This is a genomic window from Brenneria uluponensis (assembly GCF_032395385.1).
Lineage (GTDB): Bacteria > Pseudomonadota > Gammaproteobacteria > Enterobacterales > Enterobacteriaceae > Prodigiosinella > Prodigiosinella aquatilis.
Map to the genome: position 1 here is coordinate 3,859,165 of NZ_CP135917.1, position 26,101 is coordinate 3,885,265.

The window sequence follows — 26,101 nt, forward strand, 5'->3', positions numbered from 1 at the left end:
ATTTATACCTCTCTGACCGACTGATGAACATACAAGGTATCCATAGCATCATGTAACGTCGTGAAAATAGCATCTGTAGCCTTCATCAGCCAGTGAGCGTCTGATGGAAAAAACATCTCTTTAAATTCCTCGCGAACGCATTCATATAACGTTCCAGAACGTATCTTTTTACGCCATAACCAGTTTTCACGCTGCATTGCGATCATTACATCAAGAGCGGGATAGGTACCTACTTCAAGTACATATCCTTCTGCACGTCTTCCGTGAAAAAACGTATCAACATATCCAGTAAGCGTACCGCTCAGTAAAGAAGAAACGGCTTTATCGCTGGTATGATTAGTAGCTTGAGAAAATATGCGTTTATCGCTGATACCACTCCCTCCTTCACTAATAATACTGAGTTGTCCTTTTTCTCCCAACCCGGTATGAATATCCAGTACTAAGAAATCTCGAAATTGTAGGGCTAACGTCTGGAATATCTCCCGAACCGCGAGATTGCTTTGCGAAGGTTGTACTCCTCCATAAAAGAGGCCTTCAGCATGATGATACTGTCCGCTGGTAATCACAGACTGCACGTGAGAAAGGCCATCTTGTCCAATCCATTGCATTAATGCTTTGGCGAGTTTTGATTTATCTGGGAGTTTCTGCCAGTCAGGACAGATGATATTGCGCGCTCGCTCGTAACCCGCATTACGTTGTATAGAATTACCACCAATAAAATTTCTATTGAGATCAATATTGATCTCATTGACGCGCCGCATTTCATGCATTCCCCAAGGATTAACAGCATGCACGAGACAAATTGCCAATTGTTGTGGCGTCGGGAAATCTCTCAGGATCGCCTCCTGAATAAGCGATCCCGCCCCCCCCTCAATGCCATGTACACCTGAAAGAATGACGATACAGGTACTAGCTTGCAGATTCCCGAGCAGTGTATACGTTAAATTCAAAGCACAGCCGTCTTGTCCTTGGACAATAGGTATATGTTTTAAGGCCAACCCGCGTTGCTCTGCTATACGGCAAAACTCATCTCTGCGTGCGGTATACATGCTCATTTCAAATCACTCCATCAAGCTACGTTAACAATATTGGCTTTATCAAACGTCAGCTGATAAAGCTCTTCGTAATACATTACGAATAATTTGTAGACATTATCGATATGAGTCAAAATCTTTTCTTCATCTTCAGGAAGAGTCGCGGTTTTTACTAAAACATCCCAGACAAAATCGATATGATCGTCTTCAGCATCATGATCAACATGAGCTCGTTGACCTCTGACATATTCTTTTCCCATTACTTTTTCAATATTATTTATAATGTCAGGCTGTGTTTTTTCAGAAGCTGATTCAATAAAATAGGAGCTACACAAAGATGCCAGCGGACGGCCTTCATGTTCAAACCCATAATAAAAATAACCTTGAAGTAATTTGGTGGATAAAAGTGGTTCAGTAGAATAAACCTCATTTTTAGAGACTCCGACTTTCTTCAGATCCGAAGCAAACAGGGCATCATGAAGCATTTCATCGCCTGTATATTCACACCAGCGCTTCGCAAGCGGAGGATTATGTTTAGTGAAATAGTGAATAGTTAGTCCATCAATGGTACGTTTCATGCGTAAACGTAGAATGATCTCAATAAGATTACGTTTGTAATATTCAATATTAATTTCTTTCCCATCTTTCTGATGGCAAGCACCCGATACCGTCTCTAAAAAAGTATTTATAAGGCTAGCAATCAAACTATCTACTCGAGATCTAAATTCACTATGATTATTACTCATACTACCCCCTCAATAGAGTTAATATCTGATTTGTTGAATGAAAAGTACTTACCTTTACCAGCAAGCCAATCGTCGAGTCCATCACCACGCATTAATGCAAACTCCAGTGCATAGCTATGATGAATCAGATTAGTACAAATAATCATAAAAGCTTCGTTGCTAATATAAGTTTCTAACTGAGCAAGCTGGATCTCTAGCTCTTGTGCCGATAAAACCTGCCCGTTTGGAATTCCTTGATTCAACCACTGTGAAATATCATTAAATAATACCTCAGCAGCAGATGGATAAGGACTTTTCTTAACAGCCATCCTGAGTTCTTCTAATGCAGGAGGCCAGCTAAAATCACACAACGCAAAGCGTGCAGTTTTTTCCTGTAAATAATTAGCTAGTTGTGCAGAGTTATCATACTGAAAATTACGTGCTATATCCTGAAAAAGGCTTTGACGTTCCTGTTTACTAAAAATAATACCAGACTCACGGATAATATCTGCAGGTTCATCTGCCGTATGCACGAATTTAAATAAACGATTATGGCTTTTTAAAATCGCACGTAGCTGCTCAGGCTTATGCAATTCTGGTAATGAACTACCTTTAAGCGACTGAAGACGTACTGTTCCCGGTAACTCACATTTACTGCTGTTATCGCGAAAAATAACTATTGTACAGTCCTCACTGGTAAGTAGTTTTTCATTAAGAAAAATACGGTCCAATGAAAATTGATTTAATTGATAACGCCAGTCCTCTCGCATAGTCCAGTGATTATAGCGAAATTCTCTCCAGACGATAGGGATGAAATTATGTTTTATTAAATAATCCAAAGCAAGTTGAGATTTACGCGCCATAAATGAGTCTGGTTTAAATACCAGCACAGCTATATTTTGCAAAATCCCTACTGTATTTTCATTGAATGTGATATTTGCATCCCTCCATGCCTCTCTAAAATACACATCGCGAGAGTAGAATTCCTTTTTCTCTGGCATTACAGTTAAACCATGCCATTGATCATGACCGACTTCATTAACGATATCATCTGAGGTGCAGTAAATTAGTGACATTGCCTACCTTCGATTAAACCATGGTATAATTACTTCTGATGCCGATATAATCGTAGACAAATCAGCAGCAAATGAGAATCGGATGAAATTATTACCATTGTAAGGATCAAAATCCACCCCAGGGGTGATAGCCACACCGGTTTCCTCAAGCATTTTTTTACAAAATGATACACTGTCGTTTGTTAAATGTGAAACATCAGCATATATATAGAACGCACCCTGCGGATAGGTAATATTATTTAAGCCACACTTCCTCAGCGCGGTGTATAATATATCTCGCTTCTGCTTATAACCCGCTACGTATTCGTCCATTTGCTGGTATGCATCAAACGCTTTTGTAGCACCTACCTGACTAAGCGTAGAAGTAGATATAAACAAGTTTTGAATTAACCGCTCAACTGTTCTAATCCAGTTATCCGGTACAATCATCCAGCCAATACGCCAGCCTGTCATAGAGAAATATTTTGAAAAACTGTTTACTACAATTACATTTTCTGAATATTTCCGAGCACTAGTCGCTTTTTCTTTGTATGTAATCCCATGGTAAATTTCGTCTGAAACTAGACATATGTCCCGCTGATCGCAATACGTCACCAACTCGCTGAGAACCGCAGAGTCATACATCGTGCCTGTAGGATTGTTTGGCGATGAAACGATGACACCAACAACTGATTGTGCCAGATCGTCGAGGTGCTGCGAGGTTATCAAATAATCGCTATCCGCATTGACATTAATATCTACCGGCACGAGCTCCAGAGCTAGTAAGATATTACGATAGCAAGGATAACCTGGCACGGGTACAGCAACACGATCACCTTTATTAAACCCAGTTAAAAAAGCCAGGATAAAACCTGCAGATGACCCTGATGTTACGATAATATTGTGCGCAGGAACTGATAAGTCGTAAAAATCTGTATAATGCTTAGAGATACTTTCGCGCAGTGCAGTAAGCCCTGCAGCTACCGTGTAACCTAGTTTTTCTTGCGGCAATGCAGTCATTAGTGCATCGATAACAGGCAATGGCGCCGGTGTGCCTGGCTGACCAACTTCAAGATGCCAAACGACTTCTTCGCGAGCTTCGCGCTCAGCAGCAGCCTGCATAACATCCATTACGACAAAAGGTGAAATGTCAGACCGCAAAGATAATGGTTTCACGCTTTACTCTCCTGTATTGATTGAACGGTAGTAGCCTCATGGATATAACGTCTTAACGTATCGCCCCGACGAGCTATAACAGTCTGGGTCCAAGCTGAAATATGTGGAGTCATTATCACGTTATTGAGTAGGCTGAAGTCCTGCCACGCTGGGCTGGAAGTCTCATGTGCCTCTGCGGGGTAGAATTGCCATACATCAATCACTGCGCGACCAATTACTCGCTTGCGGCAAGCATCAGCTAGTGCGTCATAGTCAACACACTCGGATCTGGCTACATTAATGAGCAGCGAATCCGATGACATCAAACTCAAAGCACGGTAATCAATCATATTTCGGGTTTGTTCATCAACGCTACATGCCACAATCACAACATCACATCCATTGAGAAAAGCGTCCCGTTCAGCCCGTGGGAAAAATTCAACAGAACCAGCACCTTCAAATTTAAATCTTGTCAGGCAACGACACTTCGAACCGAAAAGCGTAAAAATCTCAGAAACCTTACGTCCAATTAGGCCGCCGCCAATTACCCCTACAGTGAGCTCACTAAGCTGTTTGCGAGCTTTTCCTCCCAACCGAGAGCAATCCGTCCAGTCATAGTGGGATTTGAAATTTTCGCCAATACTGTCCAAATCTCGAAAATAGGTAATAACATGGCTCAAAATATATTCTGTTACCGCCATTTCATGTGCTGCACAGGTTAATACCTTCACATTTTTTGGTACTTGTGAAAAATTTATCCTATCAACACCAACTCCAGGCACCAAAATTCTTTTCAGACTACTGCTTGCAAAGCGGTCATCAAATACCATCGATACTAAAATATCAGCACACTCACAATGAGATATAATATCTTCATCGCTTGTAGATTCATTTATAAATATTAGCTGATGTTGTTCTGAGCTTAAATTAATTTTTTGGCCAAAATAGCATGCCATGAAACCAAAAAAAACTATTTTCACACAAACCTCATCATTAAGTAACTTTAAATCGACTATATAACTGAGTGCGCGCATTTGCATCGGGGAGGTATAATATACAGATCATCCTGTCAACAAGCGTCATATTATTTAAAAAAAAGACATTTATGGTATTATCCCGACATAGCGGCATCTCCTGGTAAAAGTCACTAGGAACCAAACCGCTTGCATTGTAGACAATACCATTATCTTTATTGTACTCATAACCGGGATGAAGATAGTTCGCCAACTCTGTCGAAAACTTACTTAACTCATAGTCATTACCCAATGATATTCGTGGGAAAAAGACAGCATTATCTATATCTGAGAACGAAGATATTATCTTGAATGAACGAGGGTTGACCGTCTTTAATATAATATACTTATAGTCCAAGCCCACCTTTTTCGATAGCACAGAAAATAAACTTTGTAATATACAAAAAGTGACACGTGTTCCATGGCAACGTTCTGATATCAACAAAGTGTAAAGCATAACGCACGTTTTCCCGGCCACTGTTATTATATTACAACTCAAAAATCCACAACAATTATTAGTTTTTTTATCATAACAGAATAAGCAAAAATCAGTATTTGAAATAGTTTCTGGTTTTGCCATAAAGTAGTTTGTAACTTTATACTGAGGCATAGCCAGCGCAAGTTGTGTAATTGCCTGCTCCACATAATTTGCATCTGGTCTTGTTGCACCGAAAATATCTACATAAACCGATCCTGCTTGTACCATCTCTTGAAGACCAGTACATCTGAGTGGTTCGTTAAAAACGTTCTCATTCATCGTAAGAGGGCCATTACATTTGCTGAGGCAAACAAACTGTTGTGTCTGTGCTATCGATTTTTTGTAGTTCAGGCGCAACCTGTTTGAGATGGTCGAGTACAAGCCCTAAACGGCGAACGCGTTCTTTGGCAACAGGAGCCCCAACACTGTCGTACGGATGAGATTGTGCACTAGCTCCGACTTTAAGATACATTGGAGCGGCAATCTGAGCCAATTCGCCCACCTCATAAAAACGTAAATATCCACCTTTTGAAGCATACACATCAATAGGAATGTCGATAACTAGGTCGGGGTTGAATCGGCGAATTTCATACATAGTCGCAAGTGATAGATCATGCGCTGTAGTAATGCTATCAGCACCGGCATCATCCATCAGGCGAGCGATTAAAGCATTCGTTACCATGCAATGTGAAGATGTTTTAAACTTCATATTGGCAGGTAGAATTTCTTTATTTCGTAGATCGTTGAGGATAAATAATACGCCAGGATCGTAAACTATTAATCCGCGGCAACCCAACTCGCTTAGACGTAAAGCCTCCTCAATTGAGTGGGCAATTGCATCATTGTTGTTAAGTTGACGTCCTTGCTCCATACCAAATTGAGTTCGATAAAATGATGATTTAACGTCATATTCGGGACGTGGCCCCAAACCAAATAGCATGCCATATTTATTTTCATAACACAGATGAAGCATCTCTTGAATTTCCTGATCGGATAATAAAAAAGAGCCATGTGTTTCATTAAACCTAGTGCAATATGTTTCATTCTCATGAAGTGCCGAAACTATAGTATCGAGCATCATCATATTATTCACTGCGGGTATTTCAACGCCATACTGCCCACCTTTAGGAAACGAGCGACCTGAAGGTTCTAATGTAATATCGTCAGAAAAAGGGAAACCATTTTCTCGCAGAATGCTCCGCGCTCTATCAGCACTTCTTTTTAAGCTCATATTTAATCCTTTAGACAAAAAACTACATTGATGATGAAATTTCATTAAGGACAAAATCAATAGTAAATAAGTTCTTAGATAATAGGGTTAGCGCTTGCTTTCGGATTAATTTTTTATGGTGATCATTCAGATAAGTAAGCGTCGATTTTCCATCAATTCTAGCTAGCATCATTACTGGAATTAGGGTTGCAATACGCCTCTCCAGTTTATTACGGTTTTCCCAATTCACTTCACGCAAGTATGTTTCGGTAAGCACTCTGGCAAGCAGTATAAATTTAATATCCCCCAATCGATAAAATTTTATCAAAAGGTGGTTTAGACAAAATGCTATATCAAAAGCAGGGTCGGCATAGCACGCGCATTCTGCATCTAAAAAAATCGGTGTTGCATTACGACATAGAATATTTTTAGGACTTAGATCACCATGTATCACTGCGATGCGATTGGAAATTACTGACTCACCAATTTCGGTAAGACGCTCAGTCATTTCTGGATAAATATCAATAAGCGAAAAAATATACGGTTCAATACGAGTAGCACGTAGAATACCTGAACTGTCAAACTGTTTTTCGTAAAATTCATTAAAGGCCGTATATTGGTGAAAACGAGCAATTTCATGGCCTAGTTTTTTTACAAATGAAAGATCAAAACATGCTGAAAAAAGCTGCCTTTGCCAAACACTAGCATCTGAAATGTCAATATAATGGGTGATTAACAGTGGTTTGCTCTCATCAAAATAACACACTTTTGGAACACACTGCGGTGAGACCTGAGCAGCCATATTCAGCCATAAATATTCATATTTAGCTCGTTTTAATGGCGCTGACCAGTTTTTTCTAACACGCAATGTGGCCAATGGTTGTTTTATTACATAGCGATTACTGCTATTTTCCTGCGGGCAGTCAAGGAGCCACACATCTGAAGATATACCACCAATAATTCTCTTAACGGTCCCATTTATATGAGGCTCGATGCCTGAATGTGAGACCAAGTCCAACACATATTCAGCTTCTTTGTTATCCACTTCTACAACTTCCCCAGTTTGGGGAAATGAAAAATCTGTATCCATTAGAGCCATAGAATCATCCATATGAGATCAGAAGCTAGTTATTTAATGACCACATTCACATTGATTTTTTGAATCTATCCGATGCCGTTTAACAAGTAAATATCTTTTTTGTAATTTTTTTGCAAAAAAAATTGATTAGCCCCAAATAAATTCACAAAAAAGCAACACAAACAGTATCTACATGTTTTTTATTAGTTTTTTATGAATGTAATGACATTTTATTACAAATATCCCTCCATTTAATCTAAAAAAAAGTGCTTTCTTCCTTTTTTTTACAAGAAAAACCCTCGACAACACTCATTTGTAACATTAGATTTACTAATGAAAATTTTCTTCTAGCATTCCTTCAATCATTTTTCTCTTTCGAAGTTGTTAATCAATCAGCATGTGAAAACGAGAAGATTTGTCTATGGCTCAGAATAGAATCACAGCATTAACGGCTCGCCGAGTGTGGAGTTCTGCGGGTTTACCTGCACTTGAAGTCGAAGTTTTTATAAGCAAGCATATGTCGGCTAGAGCAATAACTCAGTCAGGTCTTTCTGGCGGCTACGTTGATCCGATATTTAATAGCGAGAATGTATGTAAACAGTTATATAAAATTTTGCACTCGAAAGTAGAATATATCATTAAGGAGCTAGCACCACTTGTAGTGGGTCAGTGTGTGGATAATCAAACATTAATCGACACCATATTGTGTCAGTGCTGGCAAAATAATACTCTCTCTCATGCCGACACATCAGCAATTTCTCTAGCAATTGCCGATTTGGCTGCAAAGAGCTATGCCATTCCATTATGGAAATACATCCAACCTGAACACGGTTGCTCACTTTTACCTTTACCAGAAATTGAGATTTTCGGTGGTGGAGCCCATGCCAGTCATGCTTCAACAGTGCAGGATATTATGATCATTTCCCCTGGAGCTGAAAATTATGAACATGCACTTTATCTCGGTGCCGAAGTCTTTCAACGTGTAAAAGCCAGTTTAGTTCAGAAAGGTAGATCAACCGGATTATGTGAAAAAGGTGGACTTTGGCCCAGCTATGATAACTTTCGCCATGCCCTGGATATGGTGACTGAAGCAATAGCGTATTCAGGTCTTACGGTAGGGCGGGATATTGGCATTGCTATTGATTTCGCTTCCGATGGTTTTTATGACTCAGGGAAATACTGGCTCAATGGAATTAAGGAGGTAGGGCAAGACTCACAGCAGTATATGGATACACTGAATTCACTTGTTGAAGAGTTTCCAATTCTGTCGCTTGAAGACCCTATGGCGACACATGATAAAACTGGTTACTGCGAATTGATGAGTGCTTTGGGCAATCGGATACAGATAATTAGTGATGATCTTCTAGATTCCGATCCATTACTAGTTGCATCCCCTCAAACCAAAATGCTATGTAACGCTATTATGATTAAACCAGCGAAGTCAGGTACATTGACCCATACGATTTCGGCGTTACATCATGCTCGCAGCAATGGCTGGGGAGCAATCATGGCGGGAAGATCCATTGATAGTGAAGATGTGGGTGTAATGCATCTTGCTGTTGGTCTGGGAATCGGCCAGTTCAAGATCGGTTCGCTGGCACGTTCAGAGCGCAGTGCGAAATTCAATGAAGGTATTCGTATTGCCGAAGCTGCACATGGACTAACGTTTGGCGGTCATACCGAGCTTCCGCGAAAAGTTTAAACTAAAGAGTGTGATTCTGACCTGCCCCCAGGATTAGATACAACGCTCAGTGAATAGACCCCAGTTTCCTAGACGGTTCCGTGCCTCATGAACCAGGCACTTTCATAAACTGCAGGGGATTGACCCTCACAGGCACTGTGGAGAAGATAATGCCCTGCTGAAGCAGCGTGATGACCTGTACCGGACGGCGCAGAAAGCCCATCCTGAGCGGTGGTCAGGGAGAACGAGAAACTGGCAGGCCCGGTAATGTAGTCCCTCCCGTTTTTAGTACCACCGCCAATGAGGATCTCCGGCCAGTTTTTGCCTCGCATAGATAACGGGTGGCATATCACCCAGTGAGCTATGCGGACGTTCTTCGTTATATTCTGCGCGCCAGTCTTCTGTTAGCACACGGACTTCTGACAGTGTTCTGAACAGATACATATCGAGTATTTCTGTTCGTAACGTTTTGTTAAATCGCTCAATAAATCCGTTTTGCATTGGCCTGCCTGGCTGAATAAAATCGAGTATCACGCCGTGCAACTCTGCCCATTCGGCTAAAGCAGCGGCTGTAAGTTCTGGCCCGTTATCGCTGCGTATAAATGCCGGATAGCCTCTTTCAGCACTTAACCGCTCCAGGATGCGTACAACGCGATGAGCCGGTATATTCAAATCAACCTCGATTGCCAGCGCTTCCCGATTAAAATCATCGACGACGTTAAATAACCTGAATCGCCGCCCGTCGATCAAGGCATCACTCATAAAATCAACTGACCAACAGTGGTTCATTTTATGCGGAATAACCAACGGCTGTGGATGCCTATTAGGTAAGCGTTTTTTTCCTTTACGCCGAAGGTTCAGTTTTAATAATCGGTAGACCCGGTAAACCCGTTTTGCATTCCACAGTAATCCTGCTTGGCGTAACTTATTGAACATGAGGCCAAAACCATAAGCCGGATACTGATGCACCAATTTTTGCAGTGCCTCGACCACGGGCAGATCCCGTGCCGTGTTCGGAGAATAATGCAACAGGCTTCGACTTATACCGATAATCCGGCACCCGCGTCGTTCGCTGGTCTGATGTTCCGTCATGACGTAACGCACCCACTCACGCTTTTCGGGTACCGCTAAAGTTTTTTTGAAACAACATCCTTAAGAATTTCATGATCTAAGATCAAGGAGGCATACATCTGCTTTAATCGGCGGTTTTCCTCTTCCAGCTCTTTCATTCGTTTGATATCAGAAGACTCCATACCGCCGTATTTAGATTTCCAGTTGTAATAGCTGGCTTCCGACACGCCGTTTTCGCGGCACACATCCTTAACATGCCGACCCCCTTCAACTTCTTTTAGAACTCGCAGGATCTGAGTTTCAGTGAAACGCGCTTTCTTCATGATGAGCCTCCTTTGGTTGTATTTTAACCAGAGAACTCTATCAAGCAGTAAGACTAAATTCAGGGGGGACTACAAGTTAGCGCACCTTTTTCTTCTAACCGATTGATAACAGATAATATTTTTACAGACAATTTATCTTCGTCTTTCAATCGCTGGTTGTTATCATGCCTAGTTACTGGGTTTCCCGATTTCTTTTCACGTTCAACATAATCATCACAACTAATTTCAAGGAATACCCTAAACATTATTGCAGCAGCATTTGGGCATTGATTAACCAATATTTCCTTACGCAGCTCACGGTATATTTCATTTATTTGGCTATTGGAAATACTCAAAGGCCATGGACAGAGAAACGTAAGCGCCAATTTAACCCCACCTACCAATAATACCACCCTCGCGGCATAGTGCTCCTAACCACAAGGAGCACATTATGACATCTCACGAAAAACAGCAATACTGGTCTCAACTCTTTGTACAACAAGCTCAAAGTGACCTCTCCATTACCAATTTTTGTAAAGCCCACCAGATTAATATCGGCACCTATTATTACTGGAAACAAAAACTCAGCGACCACTCATCCACACTGCGGATTCACCCAGTACGCGTACAAGAATACCGCGACTTATCGCCTCATGGGGTGGTGATACTCTCACTGCCTTCCGGACTGTCGGTCGAACTGCCCGCCGACTTACCCGCTCACCACATCCAGAGCTGGGTTAACGCGCTGCTATGTTAGTCCCCCATTCGGGTATTTACCTCGTCTCCGGTTCTACCGACATGCGCAAATCAATTGATGGATTGTCTCTGATCGTCGCCGATGTGCTGGAGATGGATCCACTGAGCCAAGCCTGGTTCATCTTCTGCAATCGCGCGCGCGATAAAATCAAAATCCTCTTCTGGGATACCAACGGCTTCTGGCTCTATTATCGACGCCTGGAAAAAGGCCGCTTCAAATGGCCAGCACCCAAACCCGATAATGCGATACACATCAGCCAGGCTCAGCTCCATTGGCTCTTGTCGGGGCTCACTATCGAGCATGCTCAAGCGCATAAGCCGCTGCATCACTTAAACGTGTGACCGGTAAAACTGATCGTCATTTGTCACTTGAACGATCCTTTTAGGCTGTCACACTTGACTCATCTTATTACGATGAGCCTTGACCATGACTGACTTGCCCGATGATGTTGACCAACTGAAAGCCATGTTGCTGCAACTTCAGGCCGAAAATGGCTCGCTCAAAGAGGCACTTCATACGCAAGCAGAAGCGGTGGTTGAACTTGAAAATCGGCTTCAACTGCTTATTGAGCAACTCAACCTAAGCACATCCAGACGCTTCTCGGCCCAAAGTGAGCACGTGCCTAAAGGCACCTTCAACGAAGCCGAGCAACAACATGCCATCAGCAAACCTGCGCCAGCACACCACAAAAAAGGTCGTAAACCGCTACCCAAAGCGCTTGAGCGTGACGTCCACACTCACACGCTGAATGCGCCGCACTGCGAATGTTGTGGTCATGAGCTGCATCCCTGTGGCGTCGAAACGTCTGAGCAGTTAAAAATCATCCCACAACACGTCAGCGTCATTCGTCACGAACGTACCAAATACGCATGCCGCCACTGTGAGTCCACCGAAATGCGCAGCAAAATCGTCACCGCGCCCAAGCCACCGAGCATGATCCCCAAAAGCATCGGCTGTCCAGAAACCTTTGCCGCCGTGGTCACCGCTAAATATGTTGATGCGTTGCCGCTCTATCGCCAGGAAGAGATATTAAAACGCAGTGACATTGAACTGAGCCGCACAACATTGGCCAACTGGTGCGTGCAACTGGGCAGTAAAGTTGGGGTCATCATTGAAGCAATGAAAGGTCACTTGCTGGCTGAGCCTCTCATCTGCGCCGATGAAACCACCGTGCAAGTGCTCAATGAACCGGATAGAAAAGCCCAGAGCCAATCGTACATGTGGGTTTATCGCAGCGGTGAGTTCGAAGCGGATCCGGTGGTGATTTACGATTATCAACCGAGTCGTGCGGGTCTGTGTGTCCAACACTTTTTAGGTGACTACGCCGGGTATTTACTCACCGACGGTTACGCTGGATACGACACATTGAAAACCGTCACTCAAGCAGGATGCTGGGCTCATGCCCGGCGTTACTTCGTTGATGCGCAAAAGTCGCAGCCGAAAAAGAAAGCCGGGCGAGTAGAAAAAGCGCTCAATTACCTCGGCAAATTATATGGAGTGGAGCGAGAAGCTAAAGCCCTCAGTCCGGACGAGCGACAGGCGCTGCGCCAGAAAAAAGCGGTGCCGGTACTGAATGAATTTTATCAATGGCTCGTTGAAACGCAGCCTGGTGTGGTGCCGAAAAGTACGCTAGGCAAAGCCGTTAACTACACGCTGAACCAGTGGATGAAACTGCAAACCTACCTTGAAGATGGGCGACTGAGCATTGATAATAACGTGACCGAGCGAGATGTCCGCCCGTTCACCACGGGCCGCAAAAACTGGATGTTCTCCCAATCGGTGGGCGGTGCCATCGCGAGCGCGAATCTGTACAGCCTGGTGATGACCTGCCGCGCCAACGATCTCAATCCGTATTACTACTTCATGCATCTGTTCCGCGAACTGCCTAAACGGACATCGAACGATGATCTGAATGATTTACTGCCGTGGAATGTGGTGATCAGCGAAGCTGAATAAGGCTTCACCGGGTAACTCGGCGCTTACAGAGAAACTTCCTTGCTCTTGATGACGGTTTGGCTCTCGGTTTATTAATTGTCTCTTGAGAGCCACTGTTTTGGTCTTCATTTGCCGTGTTCTTTCCGACCTCAGTACCATCATCGTTGCGTGCTCCCTCTGCTGATTTTGGCTCTTTAGTATCATTTTCTCCTTTGTTTTCTGAAGATACATCAGGCAATTCTTTCTGGGATTTTTGTTCAAGTTTCAGAGGGGCTAATTCAGGGGGAAGGTGGGATAAAAATGTTTCACGTTCTGAATCACCACGAATGTCATTGACATTATACCCTTCATTTTTAAAGAGACTTATAGCAAATTCTAAGCTTGGTGCTATGAATTGAAGTGGTAACGAGGGATGAATGAGGTGACTAATTATTTTTATTTGAAAAGCCGTCTGCGCTCTCTTCGAAGAAAATAATCGCGTCAAAGTAGTTACAGGAATAGAGAAAACGTCACTTATCGTGCATGTAGAGAAAAACTTTGGGTTGTCACGTATCATGTTTCTAATCTGTCTTCCTACAGATTCTATGCCAGTCTGACGTGCTCTTCTCTCATCACGAATATCACTATCCCAGTTAACACGACCCACACCATTGTTTTGACCCGTATGCTTCAGTTCTATCCAGAGATCGCCAGCTTCCCTGGACTCCACAACGCTAAATTCGACATCAGTAGGTAGCTGCTGGCTGTGAGTTGCATTCAAAGCTATAAAACTTTTAACAAGCCTTTCATCTGGACACAGGTCGGGTTTGAGTAAAAGCTTCATTGCTGTCAAACGCCTGTTACCTTCTAGCACAACATAACCCCCACTCCCATCAGTATCTGGAGTGACAAGCTGAAGTTCGGTAGGATCTAATCCATTTTTAGCTATATGTTCTGCAAGCCTTAAAATTTTACGAGCATCTTCAGGATCAGCCATCAGTAGCTCTATAGCTTCCCTTTGATTTTGAGCAATATCGCCACCAAACCTAACATTCTCTTGATCAAGTTTAACCAAATCAAGGGTGATAAGCTGAATCGTTCTTCTCATATTTATTTACCCAAAGATAAAAAAGTAAGGCACACTGATGCCATTGTGTTTTTTATGAATTGCTGGTGATTTTTGTCATATTAAGCTCATAAACCCTGCAGTTGCAATGTCAACATATTAGTTTCCTTACTCTAAAAACACATTACAATAATTCGCCAGCCGTAAGAGACCAGCATGTGCTTGAGTGCTAATAAACGTTATGAAATCAGTGGTAGCAGAACGAGCCACCCGGTCGCCAGATCAAAAAGCAGACCGGGACGTTCGTTGCTTATCCAGCTCCGTGTATATAAAAGACGGGTAAGTCGAAATGTCCAGGGCCAGACAAATTTCACTGCTAGACATAGCTTCGGCAATAAATTATCGTGACGCATCACGATAATTGATAATTATCAGTCTTCAACCATCCTGTAGCTGTAACGCGACGTGCCAACCGATTCGGCCAGTTTATCTAACCTGGCTTCTGCTGTTGATCTGGACAGCCCTTTTTCGACTGTTTGCCACCGAGCATTAGCCTTACGCTCCTGGATAGACCAGGATTTGCCAGAGTCATCATTTTTCGTGACGAACATTCGGGCCAGTTGCTCCTGGAGTGCCTGAATTTCATCGCGGGCGGTGGCCAGTTGCTCCCGGAGTTCGGTTATAGTGTCCGTTTCACTTTTTAGTGATGGCTTGATAGCTAGCTTTTTCCGTTCACGATAACGCCGGGCACGTTCTGCGTCCGATTGGGCGGTTCCGGTTCGTGGACGTCCACGAGTTGGCTGTGTAGTTCTTGTGGTTGGCATCGGATGGCACCGGGAAGATAAGTTGGTGTTATTTATTTTACGTGACGCGTCACGATAAATCAATAAATGGACAGAATGCCCTGACTGTCCAAGTGGTGCGGGGGAATTACGGGTGTCTGTCTAAGGTGAACACCGATGAAGTCTAGTGATTGACGACCCCGTCAAAATAGCATAGTATTTATGTCAATGACGCCTGCAACAACCCTTCGGGGAAGTTAGTAGGCTTTTTTTTTGCCTATTCAGGGATGATGCCGAGATGCCGACAACCCTTTACAGCAAGCTCTACCGTGCACCTTACGATCTTATCAAGGACTTAAAGCGTAAAAAGCTTGAATTTCTCGACGAGGCTGAAGCAGAGAAGACCCTGAGCCAGATCAGCTATTATCATTTCAAAATATATCTTCATCCGCTGTTAGATCCGGCAAGTCCGGGAGGAAAACATTACAGGAAGGATGAATATTTTGAATATGGACTTGAGTTGTATCGATTTGACGAAAAACTCAGGGCATTGTTGTTTGGCATGATTGCACGTCTGGAGGTAAAGCTTAGAAGCAGGCTCGATCATGCGCTTTCTGCCTATTCAAATAATCCGTTCTGGTATCTGGATGACACATTTTTCTATACGGGAGGTGGAGGTCATGCCTATATAGATAAAACACGCAGTAACATTCAGTACGACTTCTCTCAGGAACAGGAACTGTACGCCAGAAATTATCGCCAAAAATACCATAATAACGTTCATGCGCAATTCTCTGACCTCCCGCCCTTCTGGATTGCCAGCGAATTAATTACTATCGGGTGCCTGTTTAGAATATTTGACGCTATCGATCATGGTTATTTTCGACGTCTGGCTGCACCAGATAACGCTCTACTAGACAATCTGGCGAAAGAGTTTGGTGCGAATAATTTTAAGGTACTGACAAACTGGGTTCGACGTTTGCGTGACGTGAGAAACCGTTGTGCACATCACAGTCGCCTTTGGAATGCAAAACTAGCTACGCCGAGCCAGATCGTCGGGGAGCTGAAAATTACTGAGACACATCAGAAACGACCATACCTGACCGTCTGCGTAATGCATAAAATGATAAAGACTCTTGGGCTGAACGGTATAGATCTCAAGGGGGATATTTTGCGCCTTTTTGCTAACAACCATGCTGCTCAGCTATATATGCCTGAAACAGGCTTTCCATCAAACTGGGAAACAGATCCATTCTGGAATTAGACACGGCAGCGCAAAGGCCGTGAATCAACAGGCATCCTGGACAAAATTACCTAACTGTCCAGGGCGCGGAGAAATTAACAAAACTGGCTAAAACCCGTTTGTTATAGACTAATAGCAAGGCCGTTTGCACGTAAATAGGATGGTGAAATATTAGGAGAAGATTCAATTATTCAAACGGCTGATTCTGATACAAAGATAAAATTTCATGATAATTCGATTAACATTACTATACCCAAAGGACGGGCCATTAATGTCCGTTCGGTTCGCTTTGCTGTTTCAGAAAAAAAAGTGCTAATAATTATGGTTGATGATAGCCCCGTTATCATCAAATTTAATAAATGAGGTACTAAATGGGATTTGAAGTCCAATGGAACGAAAATGAACGGCCAGTTTTGAACGATAAATGCATCGAACCACCTGACCAGTCTGACTTGGATTTAAACTGATTTTGTCAAAATGCTCATTACAGAATCACAGAGGGAAAAATGATTAGTTCGATACTTACAATACTAAAACCTGTTATTTCAATACTGAAACCTGTTTTTAAAACAGTAAGTTACATTAAATATTACTTTGATCTCAAAAAAGCGGAGCCATGGACATTTACCATTGCCACCAAAACAAATGTTGGATCAATGCTCTATACGACAGGCCGAGTAGTCTCAATTAATCTGTGGCAGGTTGTGATTGACGGATATCAGGTCAACAACCCGCTGTCTACTTATGGTGAATTCGCCATCAAACTGTATTCAATTTGCGGAATTACACCTTCGGATCAATCCGTTGTAGGGGTCTGAAGCCCAACCGTACGAAAACGCACGCCAAGTATATCGGTCATTGGACTATGTTAATGCCATCCGGTATAAAATGACCTGTGCTCTGGCAAACAAGCTGGCCAGAATAGCCTGGGCACTGGCGGCACGACAACAGACGTCCCATGCCTAAAGTCAACAAGAATAATGATTTTAAACAGCCGCTTATCTGGTTTTGCAAATACTGATTATTGATAATACGAACGGCCAACCGACCTGTTAAGGAACCTGTAAAACGGAAAGGCTCATCTGAAGCCGTATATTTTCTAGAGGTTCATCAGGCGCGGAACTCATCGAGGCGCGGACAATTAAGCTCATTTAGACGCCGCTGGTCACTGGCACCAATACTGAAATACCATCACTCATGCCCATGTCCTTATTCTTGTCCCACAGCCGTGTTGCTGCAGCTCGACTCTTGTCCGGGAGATCCCGTTTCTAAAAACGCTCCACGAATCCGGATGATGCGCAATACGGTCAGGCGTCAAGGGTACGCCTGCCCTGACGCATGGCCAGCAGATGCTTGATAATTTTGTGGCCGTCGGTCCTGCAGGACAGCGGGTTGAAGTTACACAGCGTATTCATGCCCACCATGGCGAGATAGAGCCAGGTTTCGGGCCGGTCTCCTGCCAGCAGGTACACGCCAATTCCCCCCGCGAGTTCGGCCAGCGGACCGCTGAGGGTGGCTATTGTCACTTTCCAACGCGGCGCGTCGTCCGCGTAGGCGTAGGTTACCTGCCCACCAGGTACCGGACCCAGCATGAACCGAGTATGCCCCAGCGAGAAGGACAGTAAGCACGGCCGACCCAGCACAAAGGCGATCACCTTAGTCCCCAGCGTGCGGGCCATCAGCGCATGGCCAGACTCATGAAACAGCGAGGTTAACATTATCATCGCATACAGCAGCGCCGCGAATGTCAGCGGGGTGTTTAATACCGTATACCCCAGCAGGGTTAAGAAATCATGCAAGAACGTCTCGAGCATCAATTGTTTTCCTATCGTGTTTTACTCGGCGCGATGCCGTGTTTGCTGCTTCACATGGGACCCTCGAAGAGAACCAAGTCCGCCTCCGTGCTTTCTTTGTCAGCCAGGTCTAGGTGCAATGCTCTGCCTGGCCACGGAAACAACGACGCTCAGCTTGGCCCCATTATTTCCCCGCCGGATAGTTATTTTTTCATCACACGCGCACGAAGGTTCCGCGCCACGTTATCTCCACATGTAATTACCGACGGACCACCGCCTCGCTTCCGACTTTTACTATAGGCAGGTCTTCGGAAGTGCACCAGTCAAAAACGGGCCGTTTTGCCCCCGCCCCCCTCCGTCCGGGCATTACGTAGGCAGTGATACTACATCTAGTAGCTAGATTAAGTTTATAAACTACTACATGTAGTAATTGGCACCAAATTCAGTAAACCACTTCAATCTCCGAGAGCCATGGATTGCTGAAACAATCCGCAGTCCCCATTCTGACCATGACGGTAAACCTGGGCGGACTGACGGCGGGAATAATGAACGTTAACGCTTTCGCATTCTGATGATGTCATAAGCTGCTGTTGTTTGCTGCGCCAGGCAAAAGCTGTGATTCATACAGGCTGAGTTTCCGGGCAGCGACGACGACACCGATGCGCTCTGCCAGTTTCAGTGCTTCGTTGCGAAATTCAGGCGAATGTTGCTTACGGGGCTTTTTGCTGGTTAGTGGTGGTTTTGTCATGAGTCATCTCTGGTTGAAAGTTTACTCACTTAGCCGCGTGTCCACTATTGCTGGGTAGGATCAGTGAGCTTCGACAATGGCTCAATTCTGAAATTGTTGCAGGATGGAGTGCACAGCCGGATTGGCCAACGGCTGAGACCAAAACGATATGGACTGATTTTGTGCAAAGTTTTAGCCCAACAGAAAACCGTACTTGGGAAGAGCGTAGATACTGGGCAAACGTAGCTTGGTTCGGTGTTCCGCCGCCGCGGAGACGCCAGTGCAAATTTATCATGAGGTGGGGCAGCCACGTGTCTTGGCTGCAGATGGCAAACCTCTTGGTTCTATACCGGCAGCACTCAATTCCGCGAGAAGTGGGCCGTTGCGTGCCCAAGTGGCTCAAGACTTCACACGGATCGACCTTACTTACTTAGGACCTGCGGATTTATTACAGGAATAAATAACAAAGAGATCTCCTTCCTGAAAATAGCCCCAGTCTAAACTGAGGTATTCAGTCTTTCTTTTCTCTTACAAAGAGGAATATCACCATGAAAAAGACTCGTTATACCGAAGTAAAAATTAATTTTTCGCTTCAAAGGTGCATTATTGGTGGATGAAAAAGCTTATGCCAAACAGGTTTTTTGTTGAATGCTACCGATTTTAATAAAAATAAAATTACAGTAAATTAATAAATTCTTTCATTTGATAACCATCTGGATGCGAAAGATCATTAAGTATTGTAAAGTGATTAGTCCCAGGTACAATGATTTTTTTTACGTGCTCGCCTATTTCTTTACATGCCGCTAAGTATTCTTGTGAATGTCGTTTTAGTTCCATTAACTCATTGTTTCCTATTGATATTAATGTTTTTGCTCCTTTGTTTGCATTGAATAAAGGGCTATATTTCATAACTTCTTTTGAAGACAGTTTTAATTTTTTCTGTAGCCAGCTTAGACTAATTGGTTCTAGGTCAACGATAGCGCTTAACATGTGAACGCCACTTATAGCAGGGTGTGAACGATACATTGCTGCCAAGTGACCACCGGCAGAATGCCCGCTAAGGTACAAAGGGCATCCTGCAATACCTAATTTGTTTTCGTCTGCAGCAAGATGATGAATTAATCTTCCAATTTCTTCAACTATCTCGGTCATTGTTGCATGTGGCGCTAGCGAATATTCGGCAAGGACAACATTCATGTGATGTGCATGAGGGCCTTCAGCTATAAATGCAGTTTCTTCTTTATTGCTACTGCTCCAGTAGCCTCCGTGAATAAATACGTAGGTTGGAGCATCTGGTATACCACAGGTAAGGAAATCGTAGCGTTCGCGGGGGCGAGTACCATAGTTGAGGTCGCGAAGCCAGTTTTGACTGCTATATGAGTGACGGCTCCGCTGCTCAAAATCGGTTAAGACAGCAGAAAAGTTCACGGTAGCACCAGCTACATCATAGGCTGCATCGAGTTGCGAGCGATCCATTCCTTTGTACAATATTGCATTCATAATTATGGCCTTTAAAAGCAAACAGCAGGAGGTAAATTGTTCTGCTTGGTGTTTTTACCTTTCTGGAAGTCGACAGTGACGTAGTTATAAATTGTTAATGCTTATAACCATAAGTAGTTAAAAACATTTGGATTATGAACACTATTTACTACTTTTGCGCACTATGTCATCTCATTAGTGCTACTCTGGGAGATACGGAAAAATTCCTTGATCGATATTAACGTAAATGGTGCTCACCGGATGGTCAATAAATGGTTCTGAGTGATAAGTAAAAGACCACCTCCTAAGGAGGTGGCTTTACACGACGCCTTCTGGAAGGGGGGCAATATCCGAGTTAATTCTGTAACAACTCCATTTGTTGTTCGATCTCTTGCTCCTTCTTATCCAGATGCCTCACGTATCGCCTGATAATCTCTTCGCTTACTCCAACCGTATCGACAAAGTATACCTTTGCCCAAAAATGATTGCCCCATAGTTTCTTTCGTATATGGGAAAAACGGTTGTAAAGACGAATATCGCTCCGTCCCTTTAAGTGTCGCTACCCATGTAATTATGACCCACCGGGGGTGTGGATGTTTTCCTGGATTGCTTTATTGTGCGATCCCGAGTTGCCGACGGTACATTTCCGGGCTGACTGCGCCCAACGATAATTTAATACGCCGTTCGTTATACCACCTGATGTAAGCATCTACATGCTGCATGAAGATTTCAGGTGTTATGCCCAACCATTCGCGACCATAATACATTTCATTTTTTAACCTGCCGAAGAACCCTTCACATGCAGAATTATCTGGCGAACATCCTTTACCATGTCAGATGAGCGGGATAGAATCGTTAGTGAATGGCTCAAAGAGCATCCGAGGAAGGGACTCCCTGTACCTTGGGTAGCAGAAAAATGGCGAGATAGTGATTGGGCTATTGCTCAAATTTGTGGCCGCGATGACAGATTATCGATTGAGCAGGTACGATCGATATGCGAACTTGCCAAAGAATATTCAGCCGAGGAAATTTTCGCTCATATTGGTGCAAAGGACGTTGCTCAGGTTAATCGTGGACTTGAAGGCAAAACATATTCACGGATTGAGTAGCGTGGAGCATTACCAGAGCAGAAAATCAATCAGCTAACAATATCGTCAACTCAGGCGCATTTTCCGTTCGCTGCTGGCTAACAAGCAGCGTATGCCCTTCGGCTTTATGGGCGTTTTACCGAACAGGCCGCTAACATAGCGTTTCGGAGCTGATAAGGTAGGGAGAAAGCCACGCTTTTACATCTTCGGCTAGTATGCCCGTTTCGACATCTATACCAGCACTTTTTAAAATTTGTATACCAGCACCCTGATTACGAGGATCGGTATCGAGGATACCGACTACAACTCTCTTGGGTCTCTGATTCGATAATGCTATTGCACATGAGGGGGTCCTCCCGGCAAATGAGCAGGGTTCAAGGGTGACATACACGTCACACTCGCTGAGATCGCCTGTGAAAAGCGATAACGCATCAGCTTCTGCATGATATCCTCCGGGCTCACGCGTATATCCCTCCGCCACAATTTCGCCATGACGAACTATCACACACCCTACCGGTGGGTTAGGCAGACAATTTGGCAGAGCTTGTTGTGAAATACAGAGCGCCTTTGCCATAAATTTCTTATCCATTTCACCTATTCTCTCTATGTCCCGAAGTAGAACAAACTACAGCAGTTTTGGCACAATGCGTACAGAGCATTGTCTCTTATTAGGTTAATAAAACTGGCATTGCTAAAAAGCTGAGTATGAGTAAAGAAACTTCATATCGTTATCTCAGAGCAAGGATTGAAAACGGTCGCTTTTCAAGCATAATTATATTAACCTGTAAGAATAATTACTTTTTTAAAAAGGATATTATTTTGAAAAGTAAGCAAAATTTTTTGAAAGATGAAAAATCCGACTGGGACATCGAGCTGGGTTTACTTGAGCAAAATTCTTACTCCGCTGATTTGAAAGAAGCTGCAAGCGCTACTTTCAAAGTAGCAAGTACTGTGCTTTCTTTTTTACCAGATAAGAAACGCCGCAGTTCTTCTCTCACTGACGGGTTGTATGAAAATACCTCAAACGATGGCTGGCAACACGGCTCTCAAGGGTATGGTTTTTACATGAATGGTATGAAGGATAAAGATTAAAAACCGGCAACACCGGCTTTTAATCTCAAATTGATAACTTATCCTTTGCCTTTAGTAGCTGCAGTTTTAACAGCGCCGACCGCAACTTTACCTCCTTCACCACCTGCTTGCTGTGGCATTTTCGCTCCAGTGTTCATTGCGGAGTCAACCATGTTACCTATATGAGCTCCCGCCCATCCAAGTGATCCAATCCAAAATGCCGGGAAAACAACATACATCATCCCCAACACCATATTCATGATCCAGCCATCACGCGGTGAACTCATAAATTCCACAAGAGGGGCACTAAGATTTAACATCCCCTGTTCTGCCATGGTTTGGTAGAGAATGGTAATGAGTCTGTCATCGAGCCACCCTGCCAGTTCCCACCAAAACGTGATAAACATCAGAGCAAACAGTGCAAACGAAATGGTCACCACCGTCTTCGGCTCATAGGCGCTGAACATCATCAGCACCGGGATCACGATGATGATCATCATTTCCAGGAGTGCTTGGATCATCGGCAATGCCTGCTTCAGCGCATCAAAGCCGGGTAAGGCTTCCGCCTGCTTTAGCCCTAAACCTATTGAAGAGACAAGCCGGGTGACGTTGCCAGTCAACCCGGAGGCCGTATCACTACTACCAACGGCGTAAGTTTCTCCGCTACCCGATAAACCGACATTACGGGGACTCACCAGCCAACGCAGCGCCATCTCTTCCCACTGCGTTTTACTGAATTGCCGTTGCAGCCCTGCCTTTGTTGAATCATCGATATTGGCCAATACCCTTGTTTTGAGACCGTTGATACTGTCAGACCACCACTGTTTACAGGTCGGATAGCCGCCTTTTCCCACATCGGGATAACCGCTGTCCCTGACGTTGTCATAGGGCCACTGACTGCGTGGTTCAATAGACGTGTAGTAGTCATAATAACCGGCTGTATTAAGAAAATAGCTGCTGCCAATCCACCCCACGGCGTTGATGGTGGCATCACTCAGCTGGCTGTTGCTGTTCTTAAGCTTAAAGTACGAACGGGAGTAGCACTGGTCGGCAAAATCCTGCACTTCCTGTAGCACGATGGGGTCCCGAATTTTGGTATTCTGCACGTCAAAACGCAACTGGCGGAGCTGGTCGCCACAGGGGATTGACGCAATCATCGCCTGCGTGATGCCTTTGGAAATCAAATGCAGAAGGTACCACCACACTGGCACCTCGGCCGTCTTTCCGGCGAAATCGTTGACCAGCCCTTTATAACCGGAGTTCTGTGGTGTGGGTACGCTAACCCCACACTGTTTCGCCCGCGAACTGTCAAATTTAATGGTGTTGATATCAACGGGCAGCAGCGGAATGCAGCAGAACAACATCACGCAAAATGACACGTAGAGTGCATGCTCAACCCGCGGCAATGCCAGAACACCTTTATTACCCTCATCGGCCCCCTCTTCCCGCACCTTCAGCCAGATACCCAGCACTTTGAAAACCAGAGGAAGGGCGAACAACCCCGTACTGAGAAGAATGTTCCACAGTGCGTTGTTCAGCATCCAGCCGAACAACACCAGAAAATACTCCAGAAAACTATTAGCCGTCATGACATCCCCCCTTATGCCAGTATGGAACGCCAGGCGGCGAGTTCGAGAACCACGATAAACCCCACTGCCGTCCACTCCAGACGTCGAAGTGATCCCCCCAGAGACTTTTTAACGACCGCTGGGCGCACGAGACAAAACCAGACCCAACCCAGCACGACATACAGCGTCAGCCGCCACACAAACAGACCGTAGCGGCTGGCACTCAGCCAGTGCCGTACTTTTTGCCCATCCGGGTCAAATTCAAACAGCACTGAGGCGAACAGAAACAGACCGGTGGTCAGTGCCACCATCACCAGAAAAATCAGCACGAACTGGCCCGTCCGACCCAAACGACGCTGCTGTTTTTGTGACGTCGGTGTCCTCATTATTGCGCTCCTGATTTTTGGCTCATGTTGCTAAAACCCTGGTCCTGGCTTCCGCTGTGCTGCTGCAGACGACTGTCCTGATTGCGTGCGCCCTGGCGTTCCAGGGTAGTGAGCAAGCTGTTATTGCTGATAGATTTCCGCAGCGCCATTTCGTTACTCAGTGCAGCAAGCTCCCGGTCCAGCGCATCGATACGACGGTCACCTTCCGCCAGTGCTTCTGGCTGGTCAGCCGCATTCGGTTCAGACTGACCGGTGGTCAACATGCGGCGCATGGTCAACGCCTGCTCCACGGTGTCAGACATGGCCAGCTCTCCTGCGAGGCGCTGTACCAGTGCGGCGCTGTCCGGGTCGTCTTTCAGAGACTGGATGACCCCGCGGGTCACCACCAGGCTGCCCGTTTTCAGTTTGGCCAGGTTATCGGCGGTGGGCGCTTCTGAGCCGCCGACCAGTTTGTCTAACTGCTCGAGGTTCTCTTTGGTGGCATCTTCAAGCATGGGGGAGAAACCTGTGCCGGCGACAGTGCTGCCGGCGGCGTTTTCATCTCCTCCGCTGCCGCATTCACTGGCCTCACGGCACGTCCGGATAGACCGGTCGCCCAGCACTTTCACCACGGCTGCCGCCGCGTCCTCCGAGTTTGAGTAGCGCTGGCATACCGAACCGTTGCAACTGGATGTTCCCACGGTGCTGTTACTGGTGACCGGCAGATTGTTCATCATGTTGTAGCCGGCTTTGGCGAGGTCATGCGTCGGCTTAATCGACGGTTGCCCTTTGCCACCGCGTTTCTGTCCCCCAATCCAGGTAGCCCCGTCCTCACCGGTCGCTTTCTGCAGTTTCTGGTCACTGCTGACCGCATCACCGTCACTTGAGGCGACGATGTCCTTGTACTCCTCGGTCACGGCCGCCTGCGTCCACTTGTTTCCCATCGTGTAGTCAGCCATTTTATTGGCCAGGTTCTGACAGTTCAGTTTGGCTTTATCAAAACTCAGGCCAGCCTGAAGCACACCGTTGGTCAGCATTTCATACAGACCCGGATTAGCACGCTGTATCACCATCGCCGGCATGCTGGCCACCGCACCGGTGGCGCCCTGAATAACTGTACCCATCAGGTCTTTAAACCCGCTGGTCACACCATTAAGCTGGTTACCCACTGTCGTTTTAATGTCGAAGTTGCCGCACATCAGGTCACTGCTCAGACCACCGCTCATCCCCAGGCGCGTCATGCTGTTGCGGGACGCGGGCGGAGATATCACCGAGCCCCCGCCAATCGAGTAAAACAGGCCATCACTGATAGCCCCGTTGGCGGAGACGCCACTTGCAGAGGCGGTGACCTCGGCATATGCAGACGAAACGCCGCCGGTCAAGATAACCAACAACGTCAGTGGCAGAAGCGGATGGGTTTGTTTTTTCTTTTTCATAGCGTAAATC

Annotated in this window: 25 protein-coding genes and 4 pseudogenes; 8 read left to right on the forward strand and 21 right to left on the reverse strand. The window is 45.0% G+C overall.

Annotated elements, in window-relative coordinates; all coding sequences use genetic code 11:
- Window positions 1-2: 2 nt before the first annotated feature.
- Genes RS889_RS17905 through RS889_RS17940 form a run of 8 tightly spaced genes read right to left on the reverse strand, consistent with a single transcriptional unit; the run spans window position 3 to window position 7,769 of the window.
- On the reverse strand, window positions 3-1,055 hold the full coding sequence (locus RS889_RS17905) for a DUF2817 domain-containing protein (RefSeq protein ID WP_315708208.1): 1,053 nt from the start codon (window positions 1,053-1,055) through the stop codon (window positions 3-5).
- A 14-nt stretch (window positions 1,056-1,069) separates the two neighbouring features.
- On the reverse strand, window positions 1,070-1,780 hold the full coding sequence (locus tag RS889_RS17910) for a heme oxygenase-like domain-containing protein (protein WP_315708209.1): 711 nt from the start codon (window positions 1,778-1,780) through the stop codon (window positions 1,070-1,072).
- Window positions 1,777-2,835 (reverse strand): hypothetical protein, encoded by a 1,059-nt coding sequence (locus tag RS889_RS17915; RefSeq protein WP_315708210.1) that lies wholly within the window; start codon window positions 2,833-2,835, stop codon window positions 1,777-1,779. The genes RS889_RS17910 and RS889_RS17915 overlap by 4 nt, the downstream gene beginning before the upstream one ends.
- 3 nt (window positions 2,836-2,838) lie before the next feature.
- Window positions 2,839-3,990, reverse strand: a complete 1,152-nt coding sequence (locus RS889_RS17920; protein ID WP_315708211.1) for a pyridoxal phosphate-dependent aminotransferase — start codon at window positions 3,988-3,990, stop codon at window positions 2,839-2,841.
- Window positions 3,987-4,949, reverse strand: coding sequence for an NAD(P)-dependent oxidoreductase (locus RS889_RS17925; protein WP_315708212.1), 963 nt, complete (start codon window positions 4,947-4,949; stop codon window positions 3,987-3,989). The genes RS889_RS17920 and RS889_RS17925 overlap by 4 nt, the downstream gene beginning before the upstream one ends.
- 13 nt (window positions 4,950-4,962) lie before the next feature.
- Window positions 4,963-5,739, reverse strand: coding sequence for a hypothetical protein (locus RS889_RS17930; RefSeq protein WP_315708213.1), 777 nt, complete (start codon window positions 5,737-5,739; stop codon window positions 4,963-4,965).
- Window positions 5,740-5,752: 13 nt separating this feature from the next.
- The gene (locus RS889_RS17935) at window positions 5,753-6,691 is read right to left on the reverse strand and encodes a U32 family peptidase (RefSeq protein ID WP_315708214.1); all 939 of its coding nucleotides are present in this window, start codon (window positions 6,689-6,691) and stop codon (window positions 5,753-5,755) included.
- A 22-nt stretch (window positions 6,692-6,713) separates the two neighbouring features.
- Window positions 6,714-7,769, reverse strand: a complete 1,056-nt coding sequence (locus RS889_RS17940) for a phosphotransferase family protein (protein ID WP_315708215.1) — start codon at window positions 7,767-7,769, stop codon at window positions 6,714-6,716.
- A 400-nt stretch (window positions 7,770-8,169) separates the two neighbouring features.
- Here RS889_RS17940 and RS889_RS17945 point away from each other — a divergent pair, with 400 nt between their 5' ends.
- Window positions 8,170-9,450 (forward strand): enolase-like domain-containing protein, encoded by a 1,281-nt coding sequence (locus RS889_RS17945; RefSeq protein ID WP_315708216.1) that lies wholly within the window; start codon window positions 8,170-8,172, stop codon window positions 9,448-9,450.
- Window positions 9,451-9,714: 264 nt separating this feature from the next.
- On the opposite strand, the gene RS889_RS17950 is transcribed toward RS889_RS17945, so the two are convergent.
- Window positions 9,715-10,823 (reverse strand): IS3 family transposase gene (locus RS889_RS17950; protein WP_315708217.1). Its coding sequence is split into 2 segments (ribosomal slippage): window positions 9,715-10,571 and window positions 10,571-10,823, totalling 1,110 coding nucleotides; the frame shifts between segments, so codons are not numbered across the junction.
- Between the two features lie 59 nt (window positions 10,824-10,882).
- Entirely contained in the window at window positions 10,883-11,206 is a 324-nt protein-coding gene (locus RS889_RS17955) for a DUF4145 domain-containing protein (protein WP_315708218.1), read from the reverse strand.
- Window positions 11,207-11,253: 47 nt separating this feature from the next.
- Here RS889_RS17955 and tnpA point away from each other — a divergent pair, with 47 nt between their 5' ends.
- From tnpA to tnpC, 3 genes are all read left to right on the forward strand, one after another.
- Window positions 11,254-11,559, forward strand: a complete 306-nt coding sequence (gene tnpA / locus RS889_RS17960) for an IS66 family insertion sequence element accessory protein TnpA (protein WP_315707916.1) — start codon at window positions 11,254-11,256, stop codon at window positions 11,557-11,559.
- Window positions 11,560-11,600: 41 nt separating this feature from the next.
- Window positions 11,601-11,900, forward strand: a complete 300-nt coding sequence (gene tnpB, locus RS889_RS17965; protein WP_315707917.1) for an IS66 family insertion sequence element accessory protein TnpB — start codon at window positions 11,601-11,603, stop codon at window positions 11,898-11,900.
- 85 nt (window positions 11,901-11,985) lie between these two features.
- Window positions 11,986-13,515, forward strand: coding sequence for an IS66 family transposase (gene tnpC, locus RS889_RS17970; protein ID WP_315708219.1), 1,530 nt, complete (start codon window positions 11,986-11,988; stop codon window positions 13,513-13,515).
- A 4-nt stretch (window positions 13,516-13,519) separates the two neighbouring features.
- Here tnpC and RS889_RS17975 read toward each other — a convergent pair whose 3' ends face one another.
- Both RS889_RS17975 and RS889_RS17980 read right to left on the reverse strand, forming a co-directional pair.
- A complete protein-coding gene (locus RS889_RS17975) occupies window positions 13,520-14,581 on the reverse strand; it encodes a ParB/Srx family N-terminal domain-containing protein (RefSeq protein ID WP_315708220.1) in 1,062 nt (353 codons plus the stop codon).
- Window positions 14,582-14,970: 389 nt separating this feature from the next.
- The gene (locus RS889_RS17980) at window positions 14,971-15,363 is read right to left on the reverse strand and encodes a hypothetical protein (RefSeq protein WP_315708221.1); all 393 of its coding nucleotides are present in this window, start codon (window positions 15,361-15,363) and stop codon (window positions 14,971-14,973) included.
- A 256-nt stretch (window positions 15,364-15,619) separates the two neighbouring features.
- Between RS889_RS17980 and RS889_RS17985 the strand changes: the two genes are divergently transcribed.
- The 3 genes and pseudogenes from RS889_RS17985 to RS889_RS17995 all read left to right on the forward strand — a co-directional run.
- Complete coding sequence (locus RS889_RS17985; protein ID WP_315708222.1) at window positions 15,620-16,585, forward strand: Abi family protein; 966 nt, start codon at window positions 15,620-15,622, stop codon at window positions 16,583-16,585.
- A gap of 485 nt (window positions 16,586-17,070) precedes the next feature.
- On the forward strand, window positions 17,071-17,382 hold the full coding sequence (locus RS889_RS17990) for a hypothetical protein (RefSeq protein WP_315708223.1): 312 nt from the start codon (window positions 17,071-17,073) through the stop codon (window positions 17,380-17,382).
- Window positions 17,383-17,446: 64 nt separating this feature from the next.
- Window positions 17,447-17,530, forward strand: a pseudogene (locus RS889_RS17995) (hypothetical protein); the annotation flags it as partial.
- Window positions 17,531-17,871: 341 nt separating this feature from the next.
- Here RS889_RS17995 and RS889_RS18000 read toward each other — a convergent pair.
- The 6 genes and pseudogenes from RS889_RS18000 to RS889_RS18025 form a co-directional block, all read right to left on the reverse strand.
- Window positions 17,872-18,378 carry a site-2 protease family protein gene (locus tag RS889_RS18000; RefSeq protein WP_315708224.1) on the reverse strand — a complete coding sequence of 169 codons (507 nt, stop codon included), beginning with the start codon at window positions 18,376-18,378 and terminating at the stop codon, window positions 17,872-17,874.
- A gap of 500 nt (window positions 18,379-18,878) precedes the next feature.
- A pseudogene (locus RS889_RS18005) lies at window positions 18,879-19,105 on the reverse strand (transposase); the annotation flags it as partial.
- 654 nt (window positions 19,106-19,759) lie between these two features.
- A complete protein-coding gene (locus RS889_RS18010) occupies window positions 19,760-20,584 on the reverse strand; it encodes an alpha/beta hydrolase (RefSeq protein ID WP_315708225.1) in 825 nt (274 codons plus the stop codon).
- Window positions 20,585-20,918: 334 nt separating this feature from the next.
- Window positions 20,919-21,116: pseudogene (locus RS889_RS18015) on the reverse strand (transposase); the annotation flags it as partial.
- A gap of 58 nt (window positions 21,117-21,174) precedes the next feature.
- Window positions 21,175-21,390 (reverse strand): annotated as a pseudogene (locus tag RS889_RS18020) (IS3 family transposase); the annotation flags it as partial.
- 412 nt (window positions 21,391-21,802) lie between these two features.
- Window positions 21,803-22,240, reverse strand: coding sequence for a bifunctional diaminohydroxyphosphoribosylaminopyrimidine deaminase/5-amino-6-(5-phosphoribosylamino)uracil reductase RibD (locus RS889_RS18025; RefSeq protein ID WP_290181884.1), 438 nt, complete (start codon window positions 22,238-22,240; stop codon window positions 21,803-21,805).
- A 116-nt stretch (window positions 22,241-22,356) separates the two neighbouring features.
- Here RS889_RS18025 and RS889_RS18030 point away from each other — a divergent pair, with 116 nt between their 5' ends.
- A complete protein-coding gene (locus RS889_RS18030) occupies window positions 22,357-22,743 on the forward strand; it encodes a hypothetical protein (protein WP_315708227.1) in 387 nt (128 codons plus the stop codon).
- Between the two features lie 38 nt (window positions 22,744-22,781).
- Here the strand turns inward: RS889_RS18030 and RS889_RS18035 are convergent, their stop codons facing one another.
- The 3 genes from RS889_RS18035 to RS889_RS18045 are packed head-to-tail and all read right to left on the reverse strand — an operon-like array spanning window position 22,782 to window position 26,091.
- On the reverse strand, window positions 22,782-24,311 hold the full coding sequence (locus tag RS889_RS18035; protein ID WP_315708228.1) for a conjugal transfer protein TraG N-terminal domain-containing protein: 1,530 nt from the start codon (window positions 24,309-24,311) through the stop codon (window positions 22,782-22,784).
- Window positions 24,312-24,322: 11 nt separating this feature from the next.
- A complete protein-coding gene (locus tag RS889_RS18040; protein WP_315708229.1) occupies window positions 24,323-24,676 on the reverse strand; it encodes a hypothetical protein in 354 nt (117 codons plus the stop codon).
- Entirely contained in the window at window positions 24,676-26,091 is a 1,416-nt protein-coding gene (locus RS889_RS18045; protein ID WP_315708230.1) for an integrating conjugative element protein, read from the reverse strand. Before RS889_RS18045 ends, RS889_RS18040 begins: the two co-directional genes overlap by 1 nt.
- Window positions 26,092-26,101: the final 10 nt, after the last annotated feature.